This is a genomic window from Pseudomonas sp. Marseille-Q0931 (genome assembly GCF_940789645.1).
Taxonomy (GTDB): Bacteria; Pseudomonadota; Gammaproteobacteria; order Pseudomonadales; family Pseudomonadaceae; genus Aquipseudomonas.
The window spans coordinates 63,383-81,953 of the sequence record NZ_CALNWT010000018.1; the positions used below are offsets into that span (position 1 = coordinate 63,383).

Annotated in this window: 17 protein-coding genes; 14 read left to right on the plus strand and 3 right to left on the minus strand. The window is 63.9% G+C overall.

Annotated elements, in window-relative coordinates; translation table 11 throughout:
* Positions 1 to 44: 44 nt before the first annotated feature.
* A complete protein-coding gene (exaA, locus tag P3C50_RS22455) occupies positions 45 to 1,856 on the minus strand; it encodes a quinoprotein ethanol dehydrogenase (protein ID WP_275547683.1) in 1,812 nt (603 codons plus the stop codon).
* A 341-nt stretch (positions 1,857 to 2,197) separates the two neighbouring features.
* Between exaA and pedF the strand changes: the two genes are divergently transcribed.
* The 4 genes from pedF (at position 2,198) to P3C50_RS22475 (ending at position 5,463) form a co-directional block, all read left to right on the plus strand.
* Positions 2,198 to 2,617 (plus strand): cytochrome c-550 PedF, encoded by a 420-nt coding sequence (gene pedF, locus P3C50_RS22460; RefSeq protein WP_017363267.1) that lies wholly within the window; start codon positions 2,198 to 2,200, stop codon positions 2,615 to 2,617.
* A gap of 148 nt (positions 2,618 to 2,765) precedes the next feature.
* The gene (locus tag P3C50_RS22465) at positions 2,766 to 3,638 is read left to right on the plus strand and encodes a substrate-binding periplasmic protein (protein ID WP_275547660.1); all 873 of its coding nucleotides are present in this window, start codon (positions 2,766 to 2,768) and stop codon (positions 3,636 to 3,638) included.
* A gap of 21 nt (positions 3,639 to 3,659) precedes the next feature.
* Entirely contained in the window at positions 3,660 to 4,409 is a 750-nt protein-coding gene (locus P3C50_RS22470; protein WP_275547661.1) for a quinoprotein dehydrogenase-associated SoxYZ-like carrier, read from the plus strand.
* Between the two features lie 124 nt (positions 4,410 to 4,533).
* On the plus strand, positions 4,534 to 5,463 hold the full coding sequence (locus P3C50_RS22475) for a quinoprotein relay system zinc metallohydrolase 1 (RefSeq protein ID WP_275547662.1): 930 nt from the start codon (positions 4,534 to 4,536) through the stop codon (positions 5,461 to 5,463).
* Positions 5,464 to 5,713: 250 nt separating this feature from the next.
* Here P3C50_RS22475 and P3C50_RS22480 read toward each other — a convergent pair whose 3' ends face one another.
* On the minus strand, positions 5,714 to 6,100 hold the full coding sequence (locus P3C50_RS22480; protein ID WP_275547663.1) for a hypothetical protein: 387 nt from the start codon (positions 6,098 to 6,100) through the stop codon (positions 5,714 to 5,716).
* A 217-nt stretch (positions 6,101 to 6,317) separates the two neighbouring features.
* On the opposite strand from P3C50_RS22480, the gene P3C50_RS22485 reads away from it, so the two are divergent.
* Together P3C50_RS22485 and P3C50_RS22490 are read left to right on the plus strand one after the other, a co-directional pair.
* Positions 6,318 to 8,093 (plus strand): methanol/ethanol family PQQ-dependent dehydrogenase, encoded by a 1,776-nt coding sequence (locus P3C50_RS22485; RefSeq protein ID WP_275547664.1) that lies wholly within the window; start codon positions 6,318 to 6,320, stop codon positions 8,091 to 8,093.
* 328 nt (positions 8,094 to 8,421) lie between these two features.
* The gene (locus P3C50_RS22490; RefSeq protein ID WP_275547665.1) at positions 8,422 to 9,942 is read left to right on the plus strand and encodes an aldehyde dehydrogenase family protein; all 1,521 of its coding nucleotides are present in this window, start codon (positions 8,422 to 8,424) and stop codon (positions 9,940 to 9,942) included.
* Positions 9,943 to 10,057: 115 nt separating this feature from the next.
* Here P3C50_RS22490 and P3C50_RS22495 read toward each other — a convergent pair whose 3' ends face one another.
* Positions 10,058 to 10,381, minus strand: coding sequence for a hypothetical protein (locus tag P3C50_RS22495; protein WP_275547666.1), 324 nt, complete (start codon positions 10,379 to 10,381; stop codon positions 10,058 to 10,060).
* Between the two features lie 72 nt (positions 10,382 to 10,453).
* Between P3C50_RS22495 and pqqA the strand changes: the two genes are divergently transcribed.
* The 8 genes from pqqA (at position 10,454) to P3C50_RS22535 (ending at position 18,569) form a co-directional block, all read left to right on the plus strand.
* Positions 10,454 to 10,525, plus strand: coding sequence for a pyrroloquinoline quinone precursor peptide PqqA (pqqA, locus tag P3C50_RS22500; protein WP_003243383.1), 72 nt, complete (start codon positions 10,454 to 10,456; stop codon positions 10,523 to 10,525).
* Positions 10,526 to 10,573: 48 nt separating this feature from the next.
* A complete protein-coding gene (pqqB, locus tag P3C50_RS22505) occupies positions 10,574 to 11,488 on the plus strand; it encodes a pyrroloquinoline quinone biosynthesis protein PqqB (protein ID WP_275547667.1) in 915 nt (304 codons plus the stop codon).
* Between the two features lie 23 nt (positions 11,489 to 11,511).
* Entirely contained in the window at positions 11,512 to 12,264 is a 753-nt protein-coding gene (pqqC, locus tag P3C50_RS22510; protein ID WP_275547668.1) for a pyrroloquinoline-quinone synthase PqqC, read from the plus strand.
* A gap of 23 nt (positions 12,265 to 12,287) precedes the next feature.
* On the plus strand, positions 12,288 to 12,566 hold the full coding sequence (gene pqqD / locus P3C50_RS22515; protein ID WP_197858946.1) for a pyrroloquinoline quinone biosynthesis peptide chaperone PqqD: 279 nt from the start codon (positions 12,288 to 12,290) through the stop codon (positions 12,564 to 12,566).
* Positions 12,538 to 13,692: a pyrroloquinoline quinone biosynthesis protein PqqE gene (gene pqqE, locus P3C50_RS22520; protein WP_275547669.1), complete on the plus strand. Its 1,155-nt coding sequence runs from the start codon at positions 12,538 to 12,540 to the stop codon at positions 13,690 to 13,692. The genes pqqD and pqqE overlap by 29 nt, the downstream gene beginning before the upstream one ends.
* Complete coding sequence (locus P3C50_RS22525; RefSeq protein WP_275547670.1) at positions 13,680 to 15,620, plus strand: alpha/beta hydrolase family protein; 1,941 nt, start codon at positions 13,680 to 13,682, stop codon at positions 15,618 to 15,620. The genes pqqE and P3C50_RS22525 overlap by 13 nt, the downstream gene beginning before the upstream one ends.
* 77 nt (positions 15,621 to 15,697) lie before the next feature.
* A complete protein-coding gene (gene ercA, locus P3C50_RS22530) occupies positions 15,698 to 16,861 on the plus strand; it encodes an alcohol dehydrogenase-like regulatory protein ErcA (RefSeq protein WP_275547671.1) in 1,164 nt (387 codons plus the stop codon).
* Positions 16,845 to 18,569, plus strand: coding sequence for a NahK/ErcS family hybrid sensor histidine kinase/response regulator (locus P3C50_RS22535; RefSeq protein ID WP_275547672.1), 1,725 nt, complete (start codon positions 16,845 to 16,847; stop codon positions 18,567 to 18,569). Before ercA ends, P3C50_RS22535 begins: the two co-directional genes overlap by 17 nt.
* Positions 18,570 to 18,571 lie beyond the last annotated feature (2 nt).

Below are 18,571 nucleotides of genomic sequence, written 5' to 3' on the forward strand. Positions count from 1 at the left end.
GCAAAGGCGCATGGCGCACCCTAGGTGCGCCATGCGCTGGGCCCTTAGCGTTGGGCGCTGGCCTTGTCCCAGCTCGGCAGCTTGAACACCCAGAAGGAACCACCTTGGGCGACCGGCTTGGTCAACTCGGCCATGTCGCCACCCCACAGCGGTACGGCGCCGCCGTAGCCAGCAGTCACGCCGATGTACTGCTCACCGTCCTGTTCCCAGGTGATGGGCGGGGAGATGATTCCGGTACCGACCTGGAACTTCCACAGCTCCTTGCCGTTCTTGGCGTCGAAGGCCTTGAAGTAGCCGTCGCCGGTGCCGGTGAACACCAGGTTGCCCTTGGTGGCCAGTACGCCGGCCCATAGCGGCAGACGCTCCTTGTGTTCCCAGGCGACCTTGCCGGTGGTGGGGTTCATGGCGCGCAGGATGCCGACGTGGTCGTCGAACAGGCGCTTGATGCGGAAACCCATGCCCAGGTAGGCGGATCCCTTCTTGTAGTGCGCCTCTTCGGCCCAGTAGTCCTCCTTCCAGTGGTTGGCTGGTACGTAGAACAGGCCGGTGTCCTGACTGTAGGCCATCGGGTTCCAGTTCTTGCCACCGAGGAAGGGCGGGGAGACTTCGACCACTTGCCCCTTGGTTTCGCCGGCCTTGGGCTTCGGCGGGCGCTGGCCTTCGTTCTCGACCGGGCGACCGGTTTCCAGATCGATGTGGCTGGCCCAGGTGATCTTGTCGACGAAGGGGAAGGCGTTCTTCAGCTTGCCGTTGGCGCGGTCGACCACGTAGAAGAAGCCATTGCGGTCGGCATGGGCGGTGGCCTTGGTGACCTTGCCGTCCTTGTCCTTGTAGTCGAACAGCACCAGCTCGTTGTTGCCGGAGAAGTCCCAGGCATCGTTCGGGGTGTGCTGGTAGAACCACTTCACTTCGCCGGTGGTCGGGTCGACGCCAACCTGGCCGGAGGTGTACAGGCTGTCGTAATCCTTGGGATTGCCGCCGTCTGCGGTGCGTGCCCAGCCGTTCCATGGGGCCGGGTTGCCGGCGCCGATGATGATGGTGTTGGTTTCGGCATCGAAACTGGCGCTCTGCCACGGGGCACCGCCGCCCTGGCTCCAGGCTTCCTTCTTGCCGGTCGGGTGGTTGGGATCGTCCGGCCAGCTCGGCGCCTTGATGTCGCCGGTCGGGTTGCTGTCCTTGCCGTTCAGGCGGCCCATGTGGCCTTCGACGAAGGGGCGCATCCAGACTTCTTCGCCGGTGTCCGGGTCGCGGGCGAACAGGCGGCCGACCACGCCGAACTCGTCACCGGAGCTGCCATGGATCAGCAGCACCTTGCTGCTCTTGCCGTCCTTCACGATGGTCGGCGCGCCGGTCATGGTGTAGCCAGCGGAGTGATCGCCGAATTTCTTGTTCCAGACCACCTTGCCGGTGTCCTTGTTCAGCGCCACGACGCGGGCGTCGAGGGTGCCGAAGTAGATCTTGTCGCCATAGATGGCGGCGCCGCGGTTGACCACGTCGCAGCACGGGCGGATGTCGTCGGGCAGGCGGTGGCTGTAGGTCCACAGGCGCTTGCCGGTCTTGGCGTCTAGGGCGAAGACGCGCGAGTAGGAGCCGGTCACGTAGACCACGCCGTCGTGGATGATGGCCTGGGATTCCTGGCCGCGCTGCTTCTCGTCACCGAAGGAATAGCTCCAGGCCGGGGTCAGCTTGAACACGTTGTCGGCGTTCACCTGGGCCAGCGGGCTCCAGCGCTGGGCGTTGGTGCCCATGCCGTACTGCAGCACGTTGCTGGTGGTGGCGTGGTCGTTGGCAATGTCTTCCCAGGTGACCGGCTTGGCGAACGCGCTCTGGCTCAGCGCCAGGCCGCCGGCCAGCATCAGGGCGAGCGCCAGCGGGCGCGGGGTGCTGGGTAGGTTTCTTGTTGTCATGGTTGTGCTTCCCGTTGAAGAAAGTGATCGCCGCAGTGGCAAGTCGATGGTGGTACCCGGCCACCTTTGCGCCTACGGAAAAACTCCCGCCTTCACCGGGAGGATTTCCCGGTCGGGGCATGACTTGGACTTGCTGCCAAGGCATCGCCAACACCCCGACCCAAGCCCTACTACCAAGGGACTAGAACGCGACCACCAAAGCAGCATTCGGCGCGTTGCGCGGCCTTTCTAAGATGGTCGGCACAAGCTCTGAACGGGCTGTCTTGCGTGCATTAGATGAGGTCCTAGCCATGAACAAGAAGATCCAATCCACCCTGGCGTTGCTGCTGCTCGCCGCGTCGACCAACCTCTGGGCGCACGGCGATGTGGTACCGCAGGCAGTGAACACCGACGGCCTGGAGCCGCTGGGTGAGGAATGGCTGGAAGAGAACCCCTATCGTGACAACCCGCGCGCCATCGAGATCGGCTCCTCGGCCTACAACCAGAACTGCGCCGCCTGCCATGGCCTGGAAGCCAAGTCCGGCGGTATCGCTCCGGACCTGCGCCTACTGGAGCTGGGTGCCAGCGGTGACGAATGGTTCAAGGAGCGGGTGATCAACGGTGCGGTGCGCGACGGGCGTGTGTACATGCCGAAGATGGCCGACTACCTGAGCCAGGAAGCCCTGTGGGCGGTGCGTACCTATCTGGAGAGCGTGCACGTCGAGGAGTAAGCGCTTGATGATAAATCTGCTGCGCTCGGCATCTCGCGTTTCGGCGGTGCTCGCAATGCTCATGTATGCCAATACATTCCGCTTGCTGCGCGCAGGCTCAGCGCGACCTGCCATCGCTCGCGACGATTTCTTCATAAGCGCTCGCGTCATGCGCCGGCTGGTCCTCCTGTGTGGCCTGCTGCTAGGCCTGGGCATTGCCCAGGCACAGGTGCGCGACTTCGACCGCATCACCGAGTCGGGCACCCTGCGTGTGGCGCTGTACCAGAACTTCCCGCCCTACAGCTACGAGCAGGACGGTCAGCCGCGTGGCGTCGACTACGAGCTGGCCAAGGCGTTGGCAGAGGGACTCGGGCTGAAGCTGGAAGTGATGTGGGCGCCGCCAGGCGAGAAGCTCGACGACGACCTGCGCGACTACATCTGGCGTGGCCGGGTGACCGCGCAAGGTCAACTGGCCGATGTGATGTTGCGTGTGCCCTACGACCGCGACTACGCGCAGATGCGCAATGAGCTGGGGGAGCTGGTCAACGAACGCGTGGTGATGTTCGGCCCCTATCAGCGTGAGCGCTGGCAACTGGCTTTCGATCGTCGGCGTCTGCCCGAAGTGCCGAGCATCGTTGCGCTGCGCCAGCACCCGGTGGGGGTGGAAGTCGAGAGCGTGCCCTCGTTCTACCTGAGTTCGGTACAGGGCGGCATGCTCAGCCAGGAAACCCGTCATTACCCGACGCCGAAGCTGGCCTTTGCGGCCATGCAGGGTGGTGAAGTGGATGCGGTGATGGCGCTGCGTGGCGAGGTGGACTGGCTGGTGCACGAGGCCGATGACCCGCAACTGGCGCTGGCCGAGAACGCCTACCCGGACATGGGCCGGCAGATCTGGGAAATCGGCATGGCGGTGCACGAAACCAACCGGCAACTGGCCTATGCCCTGGAAGAACAGCTGGAAAACATGATCCTCGACGGCTCACTCGAGCGCCTGTACGCGCGCTACGGGCTGCGCTACGAGAAGCCAGAACAATACCAATAAGAGTCGAGCCGGAGGTGGGCGATGGATTGGCGTAGCCTGATGTTGCTGGCCCTGTTTGCCTGGGCCTGGGAAGCGCGGGCCGCTGCGCCCGATCCGGTCACCTCGGTGATGTGGGACTACTATCACCAGCGCCTGCTCAACGGTGAGGCCTTCTTCTTCGACGACAAGGTTCGCCTCGAGGTGCCGCCATTCGCCGAGGATGCGCGCCAGGTGCCGATCCAGATCGACGCCAGCGCCTACCGCGGCAAGGTCAAGCGCATTCTGGCCTGGGCCGAGCTCAACCCGATCCCGCGTATTCTCGACTTCGCTCCCGGCGAGCATCTGGAGCCGAGTCTGGCCATTCGCATCCGTGTCGAGCAGGCCACGCCGATTCGCGCGGCGGTGCTCACCGACGATGGCGTCTGGCATATCGGCTCGGCCCGCGTCGAAGCAGCGGGTGGCGGCTGTACTGCGCCCAGCGTGGTGCGCGCCGAGGCTGGCTGGGAGGAGCGCCTGGGCCAGGTGCTGGGCAAGCGCTTCGTACGCGGTGAGGACAGCCGCCTGCGCCTGCAGGTATCGCACCCGATGGACAACGGCCTGGTCGGTAGCATCCCCGAGTTCTACATCGAGCAGGCCGAGCTGCGCGATGCCGATGGCCAGGTGTTGGGGCGCATCGAGTTGTTCCCGGCGGTCAGCGAGAACCCGACGCTGACCTTCGACCTGCGTGGCGATCAGCAGGCCGAAGTCTGGCTGCGCGACAACAACGGCAACGAATTCCAGGCCGCGTTCTGACGACGGTTCCATTCGCCGCGGGGCGCGGCTCCTACAACAAGAAGCAACAAATGCTCGCCCATTCTGTAGGAGCCCCGCCCCGGGGCGAAGCTCGCGGCTCAGGCACATTTTCGAGGAGAAAGGTATGCGCTGGATATTGTTTCTGCTGGCTCTCGGGACCGGGTTTGCCCAAGCACTCGATTACCAGCTGCAACCCCGGCAGATCTCTGACGGCGTCTGGCTGCTGGAAGGCAGCACCGACAATTTCGCGGCGGAAAATGGCGGCAATATCGTCAACCTCGGCTTCATCGAAACCGCGGCCGGTGTGGTGGTGATCGACACCGGGCCGTCGCGGAGCTACGGCGAGGCGCTGCGCCAGAGCATCGAGAAGGCCACCGGCAAACAGGTGGTGCGCGTACTGCTGACTCACCATCACCCCGATCATGTGCTGGGCAACCAGGCCTTCGCCGGCCTCCCCATCGCTGCGTTACCCGAGACCACCCGATTGCTGGCCGAACAGGGCGACGCCATGGCAGAGAACATGTACCGCCTGGTCGGCGACTGGATGCGCGGCACCGAGGTGGTATTGCCCACCGAACAGCTGCAGGAAGGCACGCTGGAAATCGGCGGCCGGCGCCTGCAACTGCTGGCGCTGCGCGGCCACACCGGCGCCGACCTGGCTATTCTCGACGAGCGTACGGGCGTCTTGTTCGCCGGCGATATCCTGTTCTACCAGCGCGCGCTGACCACGCCGAACAGCCCCGGGCTGGATGTGTGGCAGGCCGATCTGGATCGACTTGAGGCCTTGCCGTGGAAGCAGATCGTGCCCGGCCATGGCCCGGTGACCAGCGATGCGGCGCCGTTCGTGCAGATGCGTTATTACCTGGGCTGGCTCGATGGCTTGCTGCGTCAGGGAGCGGAGCAGGGCGCGGATATGAACGAGCTGATCCGCGCGCCCATTCCCGAGCGCTTCGCCCAGGTGAATCTGTCGCGCTATGAGCTGATCCGCAGCGTCAGCCACCTGTACCCGCGCTACGAGCGCAACGCCATGGCGCGGGTGGATCGTCAGGATTAGCGGCGTGCGGTGCTGTGGGAGGGAATTGCGCTGTGGGAGGGGCTCAGCCGGTACCTGTGCAGGAAGATATCGTCGCTGAAGCGCCTCCCACTCTTATGCCGGCTTCGTAGCCCGGATGAAATCCGGGAGAAATATGCGCGCTATCCCCGGATTTAATCCGGGCTACAGGCTGCTCTTGTGGGAGGGGCTTTAGCCGCGACTTACGTATAAGGGCGTCGCCGCTGAAGCGCCTCCCACAATACGTCTGGACCTAGAGCTCTTCGTCGTCACGAATCAGCACGTAATGACGGCCGTGCTCGGTCTCTTCGTGGTCATAGACGTAATACATCACCACTTCGCCCAGGCTGGACTGCACGGCCACGTAGTCACCGCTCTCGGGCATGAAGAAATCCCGAGTTGCCGGCTTGGCCAGGCATTCGATATGGGCGGTGACGAAGTGGGTTGGGTCTTCTTCGCCGTAGTAATCCTCACGCTGGTGCGCATCCCAGTCCTGCGGCGGCTCGAAGGCGCCGGTGATCAGTACCTTGCCGTCGCCCAGATCCTGCTCTTCGGCATCCCGGTCCTGCTCGTCGGGACGATAGACAGTGCAGTCCAGTGCATCGGGATGGTTGAGAATTTCCTGGCGAGGTTGGGGCACGGGTGTCTCCGGTCAGAATGTGCGGGCGGCCAAGTGTCCGGCAAAGGCGTGGCCGCCGCAATCGTAATGATCGCAGGCTGTGGGGCAGGTATTGCTACCAAGGAACGAGGAAAATCGGCTGGGTGTGCAATTGTTGGGTGGCCTGTGCGAGCCAAGAATTTGCGGCAGACCGGGAAAAATTCCCGGCAATAACAATGAACCCGCAGAGGTAGCCGCAATGAAACACGCCGGTCTTCGCCAGCCTTTCCTCCTCACCGCACTCTGTGCCGCCATGCTGTTGCCGTCCGCCGCCGCGCTGGCGGTCACCGACGCCGAGATTCTCAAGGACGCCACCACCACCGACGAGATCGTCACCAACGGCCTCGGCTTGCAGGGCCAGCGCTACAGCCCGCTGAACATCCTCAACGAGCAGAACGTCAAGGAGCTGCGCCCGGTCTGGACCATGTCCTTCGGCGGGGAGAAGCAGCGCGGTCAGCAGGCGCAGCCGCTGATCAAGGACGGCGTGATGTACGTCACTGCCTCCTATTCGCGGGTATTCGCCGTCGATGCGCGCACCGGGCGTGAGCTTTGGCAGTACGAAGCGCGCCTGCCGGACGATATCCGCCCCTGCTGCGACGTGATCAACCGGGGTGTCGCCCTGTACGACGACCTGGTGATCTTCGGCACCCTCGACGCCAAGCTGGTGGCGCTGAACAAGGATACCGGCAAGGTGGTATGGCGCAAGAACGTCGCCGATCACAAGGCGGGTTACTCCATCACCGCCGCGCCGCTGGTGGTCAATGGCAAACTGATCACCGGCGTTTCCGGTGGCGAGTTCGGCGTGGTCGGCAAGATCGAAGCCTACGATCCGAAGAACGGCGAGCTGCTGTGGAGCCGTCCGACCGTCGAAGGCCACATGGGCTACGTCTACAAGGACGGCAAGGCCGTCGAGAATGGTATCAGCGGCGGCGAGGCCGGCAAGACCTGGCCGGGCGACCTGTGGAAGACCGGCGGCGCCGCGCCCTGGCTAGGCGGCTACTACGACGCCGACACCAATCTGCTGTTCTTCGGCACCGGCAACCCGGCGCCGTGGAACTCGCACCTGCGTCCTGGCGACAACCTCTATTCCTCCTCGCGCCTGGCCCTGAACCCGGATGACGGCAGCATCAAGTGGCACTTCCAGACCACGCCGCACGACGGTTGGGACTTCGACGGCGTCAACGAGCTGGTCTCCTTCGACTACCAGGAAGACGGCAAGACCATCAAGGCGGCGGCCACTGCCGACCGTAACGGCTTCTTCTACGTGCTCGACCGTACCAACGGCAAGTTCATCCGCGGCTTCCCCTTCGTCGACAAGATCACCTGGGCCAAGGGCCTGGACAAGAATGGCCGGCCGATCTTTGATGACAGCAACCGCCCAGGTTCGCCGAGTGCGGCAGAGAAGGGCAAGAGCGTGTTCGCCGCGCCGGCCTTCCTCGGCGCGAAGAACTGGATGCCCATGGCCTACAGCCAGGACACCGGCCTGTTCTATGTGCCGTCCAACGAGTGGGGCATGGACATATGGAACGAGGACATCGCCTACAAGAAAGGCGCGGCCTACCTGGGCGCCGGTTTCACCATCAAGCCGCTGAACGAGGACTACATCGGCGTATTGCGCGCCATCGATCCGAAGACCGGCAAGGAAGTCTGGCGCCACAAGAACTACGCGCCGCTCTGGGGCGGAGTGCTGACCACCAAGGGCAACCTGGTGTTCACCGGCAACCCGGAAGGCTACCTGCAGGCGTTCAATGCCAAGACCGGCGAGAAGGTCTGGGAATTCCAGACCGGCTCGGGCGTGATCGGCTCGCCCGTGACCTGGGAGATGGACGGCGAACAGTACGTCTCGGTGCTGTCCGGCTGGGGTGGTGCGGTGCCGCTGTGGGGCGGCGAGGTGGCCAAGCGCGTCAAGCACCTGAATCAGGGCGGTATGCTGTGGACCTTCAAGCTGCCGAAGGAACTGGTGGCCAAGCACTGATTGGTCGAAGCGCCAGACGATGGCCGGACACTGTCCGGCCATCGTCGTTTCTGGGGCTGTCAGCGGGCTACTGGCTGCTTCGAAATGCCACGGACGAGTTTTTCGTGGTCTGGAACGCAAGACCAGGCGAACGGGTCTAGCCTTTAGCTTTCATGGCCCGTACCTCGCTGCCAAAGGCCCGGCCCAGACCGCTTGCCGCTCTACTACCAAATGACTAGGCGATCTGTGCCATGGGCGCATACCGAGGTTTTCAGAGGCTTCCTAAGATCGAACCATGACTCGCTTCCCCGATTGGCAGCGGGCTCCGACAACAAGAGAGGTCAGCATCATGATTTACGCGAAACCGGGTACCGCAGGCGCCGTCGTCACCCTCAAACCACGCTACGGCAACTACATCGGCGGTGAGTTTGTCGCCCCGCTCAGCGGCCAGTACTTCAGCAACACCAGCCCGGTCGATGGCTCGGTGATCGGTGAATTTCCTCGCTCCAACGCCGCCGATGTCGACAAGGCGCTGGACGCCGCACATGCCGCCGCCGATGCCTGGGGCCGCACCAGCGTGCAGGAGCGTTCGCACATCCTGCTGAAGATCGCCGACCGTATCGAAGCCAACCTCGAGCTGCTGGCCGTGGCCGAAACCTGGGACAACGGCAAGGCCGTGCGTGAAACGCTGAATGCCGATGTGCCGCTGGCTGCCGACCACTTCCGCTACTTCGCCGGTTGCATTCGTGCCCAGGAAGGCAGCACCGCCGAGATCAACGACGGCACCGTGGCCTATCACTTCCACGAACCGCTGGGCGTGGTCGGGCAGATCATCCCGTGGAACTTCCCGCTGCTGATGGCCGCCTGGAAACTCGCTCCGGCCCTGGCCGCCGGCAACGCCATCGTGCTCAAGCCTGCCGAGCAGACCCCGCTGTCGATCACCCTGCTGGTGGAAATCATCGGCGACCTGCTGCCGCCAGGCGTACTCAACATCGTTCAGGGCTTCGGTCGCGAGGCAGGTGAAGCGCTGGCCACCAGCAAGCGCATCGCCAAGATCGCCTTCACCGGCTCCACCCCGGTCGGTTCGCACATCATGAAATGCGCGGCCGAGAACATTATTCCGTCTACCGTCGAACTGGGCGGCAAATCGCCGAACATCTTCTTCGCCGACATCATGAACGCCGAGCCGGCCTTCATCGAGAAGGCCGCCGAAGGCCTGGTACTGGGCTTCTTCAACCAAGGCGAAGTGTGTACCTGCCCGTCACGTGCGCTGGTACAGGAGTCGATCTACGACGCCTTCATGGTCGAAGTGATGAAGAAGATCAAGCAGATCAAGCGCGGCAACCCGCTGGACACCGAGACCATGGTCGGCGCCCAGGCCTCGCAGCAGCAGTTCGACAAGATCCTCAGCTACCTGGAGATCGCCCAGCAGGAAGGCGCGCAGGTGCTCACCGGCGGCGCGGCCGAGCGCCTGGACGGGGATCTGGCCAGCGGTTACTACATCCAGCCGACCCTGCTCAAGGGCACCAACAAGATGCGCGTGTTCCAGGAGGAAATCTTCGGCCCGGTGATCGGTGTGACCACCTTCAAGGACGAGGCCGAGGCCCTGGCCATCGCCAACGATACCGAGTTCGGCCTCGGCGCCGGCGTGTGGAGCCGCGACATGAACGTCGCCTACCGCATGGGCCGCGCAATCAAGGCCGGTCGCGTATGGACCAACTGCTACCACCTGTACCCGGCGCATGCCGCCTTCGGTGGTTACAAGAAGTCCGGTGTCGGCCGTGAAACCCACAAGATGATGCTCGACCACTACCAGCAGACCAAGAACCTGCTGGTGAGCTATGACATCAATCCGCTCGGTTTCTTCTGAGTTCTGATGCATCCCAACGGTGGCGCGCTCGCTCCGGCGCGCCACCTCTTGCCAGGCGAAGAACCCTACCCGGGTGGATCTGCAGGCAGCCATGGGCCTGAACGGCAGCAGATCCTTATCGCGACGCGGCTTCGGCCGCGTTTTTTATTGGCGATGGGGTTTGACTCTGCCTTTGCTTGAGCGTGATCGCGGATAAATCCGCTCCTACAGAAAAGGCGCGCGCCTGGCCGGTAGGAGCGGATTTATCGGCGATTGAGACTGGCACCGCGCCCACCGAGATCGAGAACAAATGCGCTGATTTCCGCCCACCTGTATTCAGCCTTGCGTTTTTATTGACGCATGTTTCAAGCGCGGCGATGACAGGAACCTTCGGGTGCGAGTCGTGCCTACTGATAGCGTCACCTACCAATGCCAGTGCCGATTCATCCCAAAGTACCATTTGGCCTCTTGCCTGGCGGGGGCTTAATGAGGGTGCCGGAATGCCCCGGCGCCATAACAAGAGGACCGCACCATGTGGACTAAACCCGCCTACACCGACCTGCGCATTGGCTTCGAAGTGACCATGTACTTCGCCAACCGCTGATCGCTCCTGGCCCCGGTTCGTCCGGGGCATCCCCCGCTGGTGACCTCCATGCATATCCAGATTCTCGGCTCCGCCGCCGGCGGCGGCTTTCCCCAGTGGAACTGCAACTGCCGCAATTGCCATGGCGTGCGGGCCGGTACCCTGCGGGCGCAGCCGCGTACGCAATCATCCATCGCCATCTCCGATGACGGCGAGCAGTGGATCCTGTGCAACGCCTCGCCGGACATTCGTGCGCAGATCGAAGCCTTTCCCGCGCTGCAGCCTGCGCGCAAACTGCGCGACACGGCGATTGCCAGCATCGTTCTGCTCGACAGCCAGATCGACCATTGCACAGGCCTGTTGACCCTGCGTGAAGGCTGCCCGCATCAGGTCTGGTGTACCGAGATGGTCCATCAGGACCTGACCACCGGATTTCCGCTGTTCAATATGCTCAGCCACTGGAACGGCGGCCTGCAGCACCGGCTGATCGAGCTGGACGCCAAGCCCTTCGCCATTCCCGCCTGCCCGGCGCTGAGCATCACCGCCATCGCCCTGCGCAGTAGCGCGCCGCCTTATTCGCCGCATCGGGGCAATCCGCACCCGGGGGACAATATCGGCCTGTTCATCGAGGATACGCGTAGCGGCCGCAGCCTGTTCTACGCTCCCGGCCTGGGCCAGGTGGACGAGCAACTGCTGGGCTGGATGCGCCGCGCCGACTGCCTGCTGGTGGACGGCACGCTGTGGCGCGACGACGAGATGCGCGTGTGTGAGGTGGGCGACAAGCTCGGCAGCGAGATGGGACATCTGTGCCAGAGCGGTCCCGGCGGGATGATCGAGTTGCTCGACGGCCTGCCGACCGCACGCAAGATTCTTATCCATATCAACAACACCAACCCGATTCTCGACCTGGATTCGCCCGAACGCGCCGAACTGGACGCCCACGGCATCGAGGTCGCGTTCGATGGCATGAGCATCGTTTTGTAGGCTGTGCGCACCGGGGAGTTCTGATGAGCCAAGCTGCCATGACACCTGCCGAGTTCGAGCAGGCGCTGCGCGCCAAGGGCGCGCTGTACCACATCCATCATCCGTTCCACCGCGCCATGTACGAAGGGCGCGCCACCCGTGAGCAGATTCAGGGCTGGGTGGCCAACCGCTTCTACTATCAGGTCAATATTCCGCTCAAGGATGCGGCGATCCTCGCCAACTGTCCGGATCGCGAAACGCGGCGCGAGTGGATCCAGCGCATCCTCGATCACGACGGTGCACCCGGAGAGGAGGGCGGTATCGAGGCCTGGCTGCGCCTGGCCGAGTCCGTCGGCCTCGACCGCGATCAGGTGCTGTCGCAGGAGCTGGTGCTGCCCGGCGTGCGCTTTGCTGTTGATGCTTACGTCAACTTCGCTCGCCGCGCCAGTTGGCAGGAGGCGGCCAGCAGCTCGCTGACCGAGCTGTTCGCGCCGACCATCCATCAGTCGCGCCTGGACGCCTGGCCGCAGCACTATCCCTGGATCGATGCTGCCGGTTACGACTACTTCCGCAATCGCCTGAGCCAGGCGCGGCGCGATGTCGAGCATGGCCTGCGCATCACCCTGGAGCACTACCGCACCCGTGAGGCGCAGGAACGCATGCTGAACATCCTGCAATTCAAACTGGATGTGCTGTGGAGCATGCTCGACGCCATGAGCATGGCCTACGAGCTGGAGCGCCCGCCGTATCACACGGTGACGGCCGAGCGTGTCTGGCATAGGGGAATCGACCTGTGAGCGGATTGAATGGAGCGCCCGGCATGACCACCCTGACTTCGGATCACGTGCCGATGATTCGCCGGGGCTTTCGCCTGCAGTTCGAACCGGCGCAGGGCTGTCATGTGCTGCTCTATCCGGAGGGCATGATCAAGCTCAACGACAGTGCCGGTGAGATTCTCCAGCAGGTCGATGGCAAGCGTTCGGTGGCCGAGATCATCGACAACCTGCACCAGCGCTTCCCCGATGTGCCCGGCATCGACGAAGACATCCTGGCCTTTATCGAGGTGGCCCATGCACAGTTCTGGATCGAGCTTCGCTAAAGCAGGTCATGAACCAGGGCCGCCGCTTTGGCTCCTGGCCGAGCTGACTTATCGTTGCCCGCTGCAGTGCCCGTACTGCTCCAATCCGCTGGATTTCGCCAAGCAGGGCGATGAACTCAGCACCGCCGAGTGGATCGAGGTGTTTCGCCAGGCCCGTGAGCTCGGCGCGGCGCAGCTGGGCTTCTCCGGTGGCGAGCCGCTGGTGCGTCAGGATCTGGCCGAGCTGATCGCAGCGGCGCGCGGCCTGGGCTATTACACCAACCTGATCACCTCCGGCATCGGCCTGACCGAAGCACGCATCGCCGAGTTCGCCGATGCCGGGCTGGACCATATCCAGATCAGCTTTCAGGCCGCCGACGAGGAGGTGAACAACCTGCTGGCCGGCTCGAAGAAGGCCTTCGCGCAGAAACTGGCGATGGCCCGCGCGGTCAAGGCCCACGGCTACCCGATGGTGCTCAACTTCGTCACCCACCGGCACAACATCGACAATATCGAGCGCATCATCGAGCTGTGCCTGGAGCTGGAGGCTGACTTCGTCGAACTCGCCACCTGCCAGTTCTACGGTTGGGCCGAGCTCAACCGCGCGGGATTGCTGCCAACCCGTGCGCAGCTGGAGCGCGCCGAGCGCATCACCAATCAGTGGCGCGACAAACTGGTGGCCGAAAATAACCCGTGCAAGCTGATCTTCGTCACCCCGGATTACTACGAGGAGCGCCCCAAGGCCTGCATGAACGGCTGGGGCAACCTGTTTCTCGACATCACCCCGGATGGCACCGCGCTGCCCTGTCACAGCGCGCGGCAGCTGCCGGTGCAGTTCCCGAACGTGCGCGAGCACAGCGTCGAGCATATCTGGCGGCATTCCTTCGGCTTCAACCGCTTCCGCGGCGACGACTGGATGCCCGAGCCGTGTCGTTCGTGTGACGAGAAGCACAAGGATTTCGGCGGCTGTCGCTGCCAGGCCTTTATGCTCACCGGCGATGCCAGCAACGCCGACCCGGTGTGCAGCAAGTCGGCGCACCATGAGGTGATTCTCGCCGCGCGCCGCCAGGCCGACGAGGCGCCGTTGGGGCTGGGCGAGCTGCAGTACCGCAACGACAAGGCCTCGCGGATCATATGCAAGGCGTGACCGATCCCGACTCGATCTGGAGCGCTGAACAGGCTGCGGCCGCCAGTGCCGATTTTGCCGAGCTGCACGCTGCCCATGGCGGCGTGCTGTGGGTGGCATTCGATCCCGGGCTGGCGCGGTGCGGGCTGTTCTTCTGTCGCGACGGCGTGGTGCGCGAGCTGACCCCGCCAGGGTTTTCCGTGCGCAGCCGGGTCTACGAGTACGGCGGCGGCGCCTGCTGCGCCACGGAGCAGGGCGCAGCTTTCGTCAATGAGCGTGATCAGCAGATCTACTACCTGCCGCTGGCTGGGGCCGTAGGAGCGGCTTCAGCCGCGAATCTTGCTGATTCAAGGGAAATCGCGGCTGAAGCGGAATGCCGCCCAGCCGCTTCTACGAATATTGAGCCGCAGGCGCTCACGGACCGCGTCAATTGCCGCTACGGCGATTTGTCCTTCGTCCCCGCCTGGCAGGCATTGCTGGCGGTGGAGGAAAGCCAAGACGGCAGCGCAGTGGTGCATCGCCTGGTGCGTATCGGCCTTAATGGCAAGCATGAGGTGTTGGTTGAGGGCGCCGATTTCTACGCGACGCCTGTGGCCGACACGAGCGGTCAGCGCCTTGCCTGGGTCGAATGGGATCGTCCTCATCAACCCTGGGTCGCTACCCGCCTGTGTCGCCGCGAGTCCGGTGAGCGTACCTGCGTGTTGATGGGCGAGGCGGAGGATCGGTCCCTGCAGCAACCGCGTTTCGATGCACAGGGGCGGCTATGGGTGCTGAGCGATCAGGCCGGCTGGTGGCAGCCCGTATGCATCGATGCCGACACGAAGTGGCAGGTTGCGCCCTTCGATCACGCACCGGCGCCCTGGCAGTTGGGCGGCCGAACCTATCTGCCGCTGGAGAACGGCGAGTTTGTGCTGACCCGTTTCGAGCAAGGCACAGGCGTTTTGCTCTCGTGTGACGGGGCCGGCCAGACCGCACGCACCGAGTCCTTTGTATCTGATGCGCGCTACGCAGAGCGGCGGTTGGCCGAAGATTTCACCCGTTTTCGCTCCCTGGCCGCCGATGCCGAGCACTTCTACTGCATCGCTGGCGCCCCGGATCGCCTGCCCGCTGTGCTTGCCATTCGCCGGAGCGATGGCGCAGTGCGGTTACTGGCCGGTGGCGAGCAGCCATTGGCTGAAGAGCAGCTATCACGCCCCCAACCATTCAGCTGTGGGGTAGGTGAGGGCGAACGCAGTCACGGCTTTTTCTACTCGCCTGCATCAACCGGGGAACGCCCGCCGCTGGTGATTTTCCTGCACGGTGGGCCGACCTCGGCCAGCTACCCGGTGTTCGACCCGCGTATCGCCTTCTGGACGCTGCGCGGCTTCGCCGTGCTCGACCTCAACTACCGTGGCAGCAGCGGTTATGGTCGTGCCTATCGCCTGCGTCTGGCGGGCGGGTGGGGGGAGCTGGAAGTCGAGGACATTCGCGCCGCCATCAACGCACTGGCCGGTGATGGCCGTATCGATGCGCAACGTGTGTTCGTGCGCGGTGGTAGTGCTGGCGGCTTTAGCGCGCTGCGTGCACTGGCCGAGCTGCCGCAACTGCGTGGCGGCGCCAGTCTCTACGGCGTCAGCGACCCGCTGGCGCTGCGCCGGCTGACGCACAAGTTCGAGGCGGATTATCTCGACTGGCTGATCGGCGATCCGGAGCGCGATGCCGAGCGTTATCGCAGCCGCACGCCGCTGTTGCAGGCCAACAGGATCGACGTTCCGATGATTTTCTTCCAGGGCGCGCTGGATGCGGTGGTGGTGCCGAGCCAGACCGAGGCCATGGTCGAGGCGCTGCGTCAGCGCGGTTTACCGGTCGAGTATCACCTGTTCGCCGAAGAACGCCATGGTTTCCGTCAGGCCGCCAATCTGGCCGAGGCGCTGCGCGCCGAACACGCCTTCTATTGGCAGTTGAGCTGAACGCAGGTCGCATTGCATAAACCGAGCAATGCAGTAGGCTGATCGCCATTCCATAACAAGAAATTTCAGGCCGTTGTATGAGCCACGAATTGAATCAGCTGCGTAAGTTCGTTTCCCCCGAGATCATCTTCGGCGCCGGCTCCCGGCATAACGTCGGCAATTACGCCAAGACCTTCGGCGCGCGCAAGGTGCTGATCGTCTCCGATCCCGGTGTGGTCGCTGCTGGCTGGGCCGGCGATGTCGAGGCCAGCCTGCAGGCTCAGGGCATCACCTACTGCCTGTACACCAGGGTGTCGCCCAACCCGCGCGTGGAAGAGGTGATGGAGGGCGCCGAGCTGTATCGCAGCGAGGGCTGCAACGTCATCGTCGCGGTCGGTGGCGGCAGCCCGATGGACTGCGCCAAGGGTATCGGCATCGTCGTTGCCCATGGTCGCAGCATTCTCGAATTCGAAGGTGTGGACACCATTCGCGTGCCCAGTCCGCCGCTGATCCTGATCCCGACCACCGCCGGCACCTCGGCCGACGTGTCGCAGTTCGTGATCATCTCCAACCAGCAGGAGCGAATGAAGTTCTCCATCGTCAGCAAGGCGGTGGTGCCGGACGTGTCGCTGATCGATCCGGAAACCACGCTGAGCATGGACCCATTCCTCAGCGCCTGTACCGGCATCGACGCCATGGTGCACGCCATCGAGGCATTCGTTTCCACCGGCCACGGCCCGCTGACCGACCCACATGCGCTGGAAGCCATGCGCCTGATCAACGGCAACCTGGTGCAGATGATCGCCAATCCGGGCGATATCGCTCTGCGCGAGAAGATCATGCTCGGCAGCATGCAGGCCGGCCTGGCCTTCTCCAATGCGATCCTCGGCGCAGTGCATGCCATGAGTCACAGCCTGGGGGGCTTTCTCGATTTGCCACACGGTCTGTGCAACGCGGTATTGATCGAGCACGTGGTGGCGTTCAACTACAGCGCGGCGCCGGAGCGTTTCAAGGTCATCGCCGAAACCCTCGGCATAGACTGCCGTGGGCTCAACCACGCACAGATTCGCCAGCGCCTGGTCGAGCACCTGATTGCCTTCAAGCACGCCATGGGCTTCCGCGAGACGCTTGGCCTGCACGGCGTCAGCACCTCGGACATTCCGTTCCTGTCCAGCCATGCGATGGACGACCCGTGCATCCTCACCAACCCGCGCGAATCGACCCAGCGCGACGTCGAGGTGGTGTATGGCGAGGCGCTCTGACGAAGCGCTGGCCGGGCTGCTCGGTCTCGGTAGCCAGTCGGCGCGCAAGAGTCACTATCCCGAGCTGCTGGCGCGCCTGGAAGAACTGGAAACCGAGCGCAATCGCTATAAATGGCTGTTCGAGCACGCGGTGCACGGCATTATCCAGGCCAGCCTGCAGGACGGCGTGCTCGCGGCCAATCCGGCGATGGCGCACATGCTGGGCTATGACGATCCGCAGCAGGTGCTCTGGGCGCCGGGCGATTTGGCCCGGCACCTGTTCGTTGGCGGTTTCGATGAGCTGGCCCTGATTCGCGAGCGTTTGAGCCAGGGCCAGGCCCTGCTGGGCTACGAAACGCGTTTGCGTCGTCGCGATGGCAGTACCATCGACGTGCTGATGAACCTGTTGCTCAAACCCGAGGGCGATGGGGTTTTCGAAGGGTTCGTTGCCGATATCACCGAGCGCAAGCAGGCGCAGCAGCGCCTGCAGTCACTCAACGACGAACTGGAGCAACGTGTCGCTGCGCGTACCTTCGAACTGCTCGAATCCAACCGCAACCTGCAGCGGCAGATTGAGGAGCGCGAACGTATCGAGCTGGCCCTGCGCGAGGCGCGCGACGCCGCCGAAGCGGCCAATCGCAGCAAGGACAAGTACTTGGCTGCGGCCAGTCACGACCTGTTGCAGCCGCTCAATGCTGCGCGCCTGCTGATTTCCACGCTACGCGAGCGTGAGCTGCCAATTGCCGAACAGAACCTGGTAGAGCGCAGCCACCTGGCCCTGGAAGGCGCCGAGGATCTGCTCGCTGATCTGCTGGATATTTCCAAGCTGGATCAGGCGGCTATCAAGCCGGATCTCGACGTTTATCGCCTTGAAGAACTGCTCGCGCCGCTGGCGTCCGAGTTCGAAAGCGTGGCCTCGGCCAGTGGCTTGCGTCTGCGCGCGCGAATTGCCAGTTATGCGGTGCACACCGATTTCCGCTTGCTGACGCGCATTTTGCGTAACTTCCTCAGCAATGCCTGCCGGTATACCGAACGTGGCGGTGTGCTGCTCGGGGCGCGTCGGCGCGGCTCGTTCGTCGAGTTGCAGGTGTGGGACAGCGGGCGCGGCATAGCGGCTGATCAGCTGGACAAGATCTTCCTCGAGTTCAGCCAGCTGGAGGTCGGCCGTGCGGCCGAGCGCAAGGGCGTCGGTCTAGGCCTGGCGATCGTCGAGCGCATCGCGCGCATGCTTGGTTATCCTGTGCAGGTACACTCGCAGCCGGGGCGCGGCTCGGTGTTCAGCATCCGCGTGCCGCTGGCGCGGGAGGCTCCGCGGCGCCAGGCGCCATCCGTGGCGCAGCCGGTCCTCGGCAACCCCCTGCCCGGGCGGCGCCTGCTGGTGATCGACAACGAAGTGGACATCCTGCACAGCATGCAGGCGCTGCTTCGGCAGTGGGGATGCGAGGTGGTCACGGCGGTCGATCTGAACGAGGCCCTGGAGCGTCTGCAGGGCAGGGCGCCAGAGGTGATCCTGGCGGATTATCACCTCGATCACGGTGTGCTCGGTTGCCAGGTGATTCGGCAGCTACGTGATGAGTTTTCCAGGCCGATTCCGGCGCTGATCATCAGTGCCGATCGCAGTGATGACTGCCGTCGGGAGTTGCAGGCACTGGGTGCGCCTTTGCTGAACAAGCCGGTCAAGCCGGGCAAGTTGCGTGCGGTACTCAGCCAGCTGCTGACGGAAACCTGAAC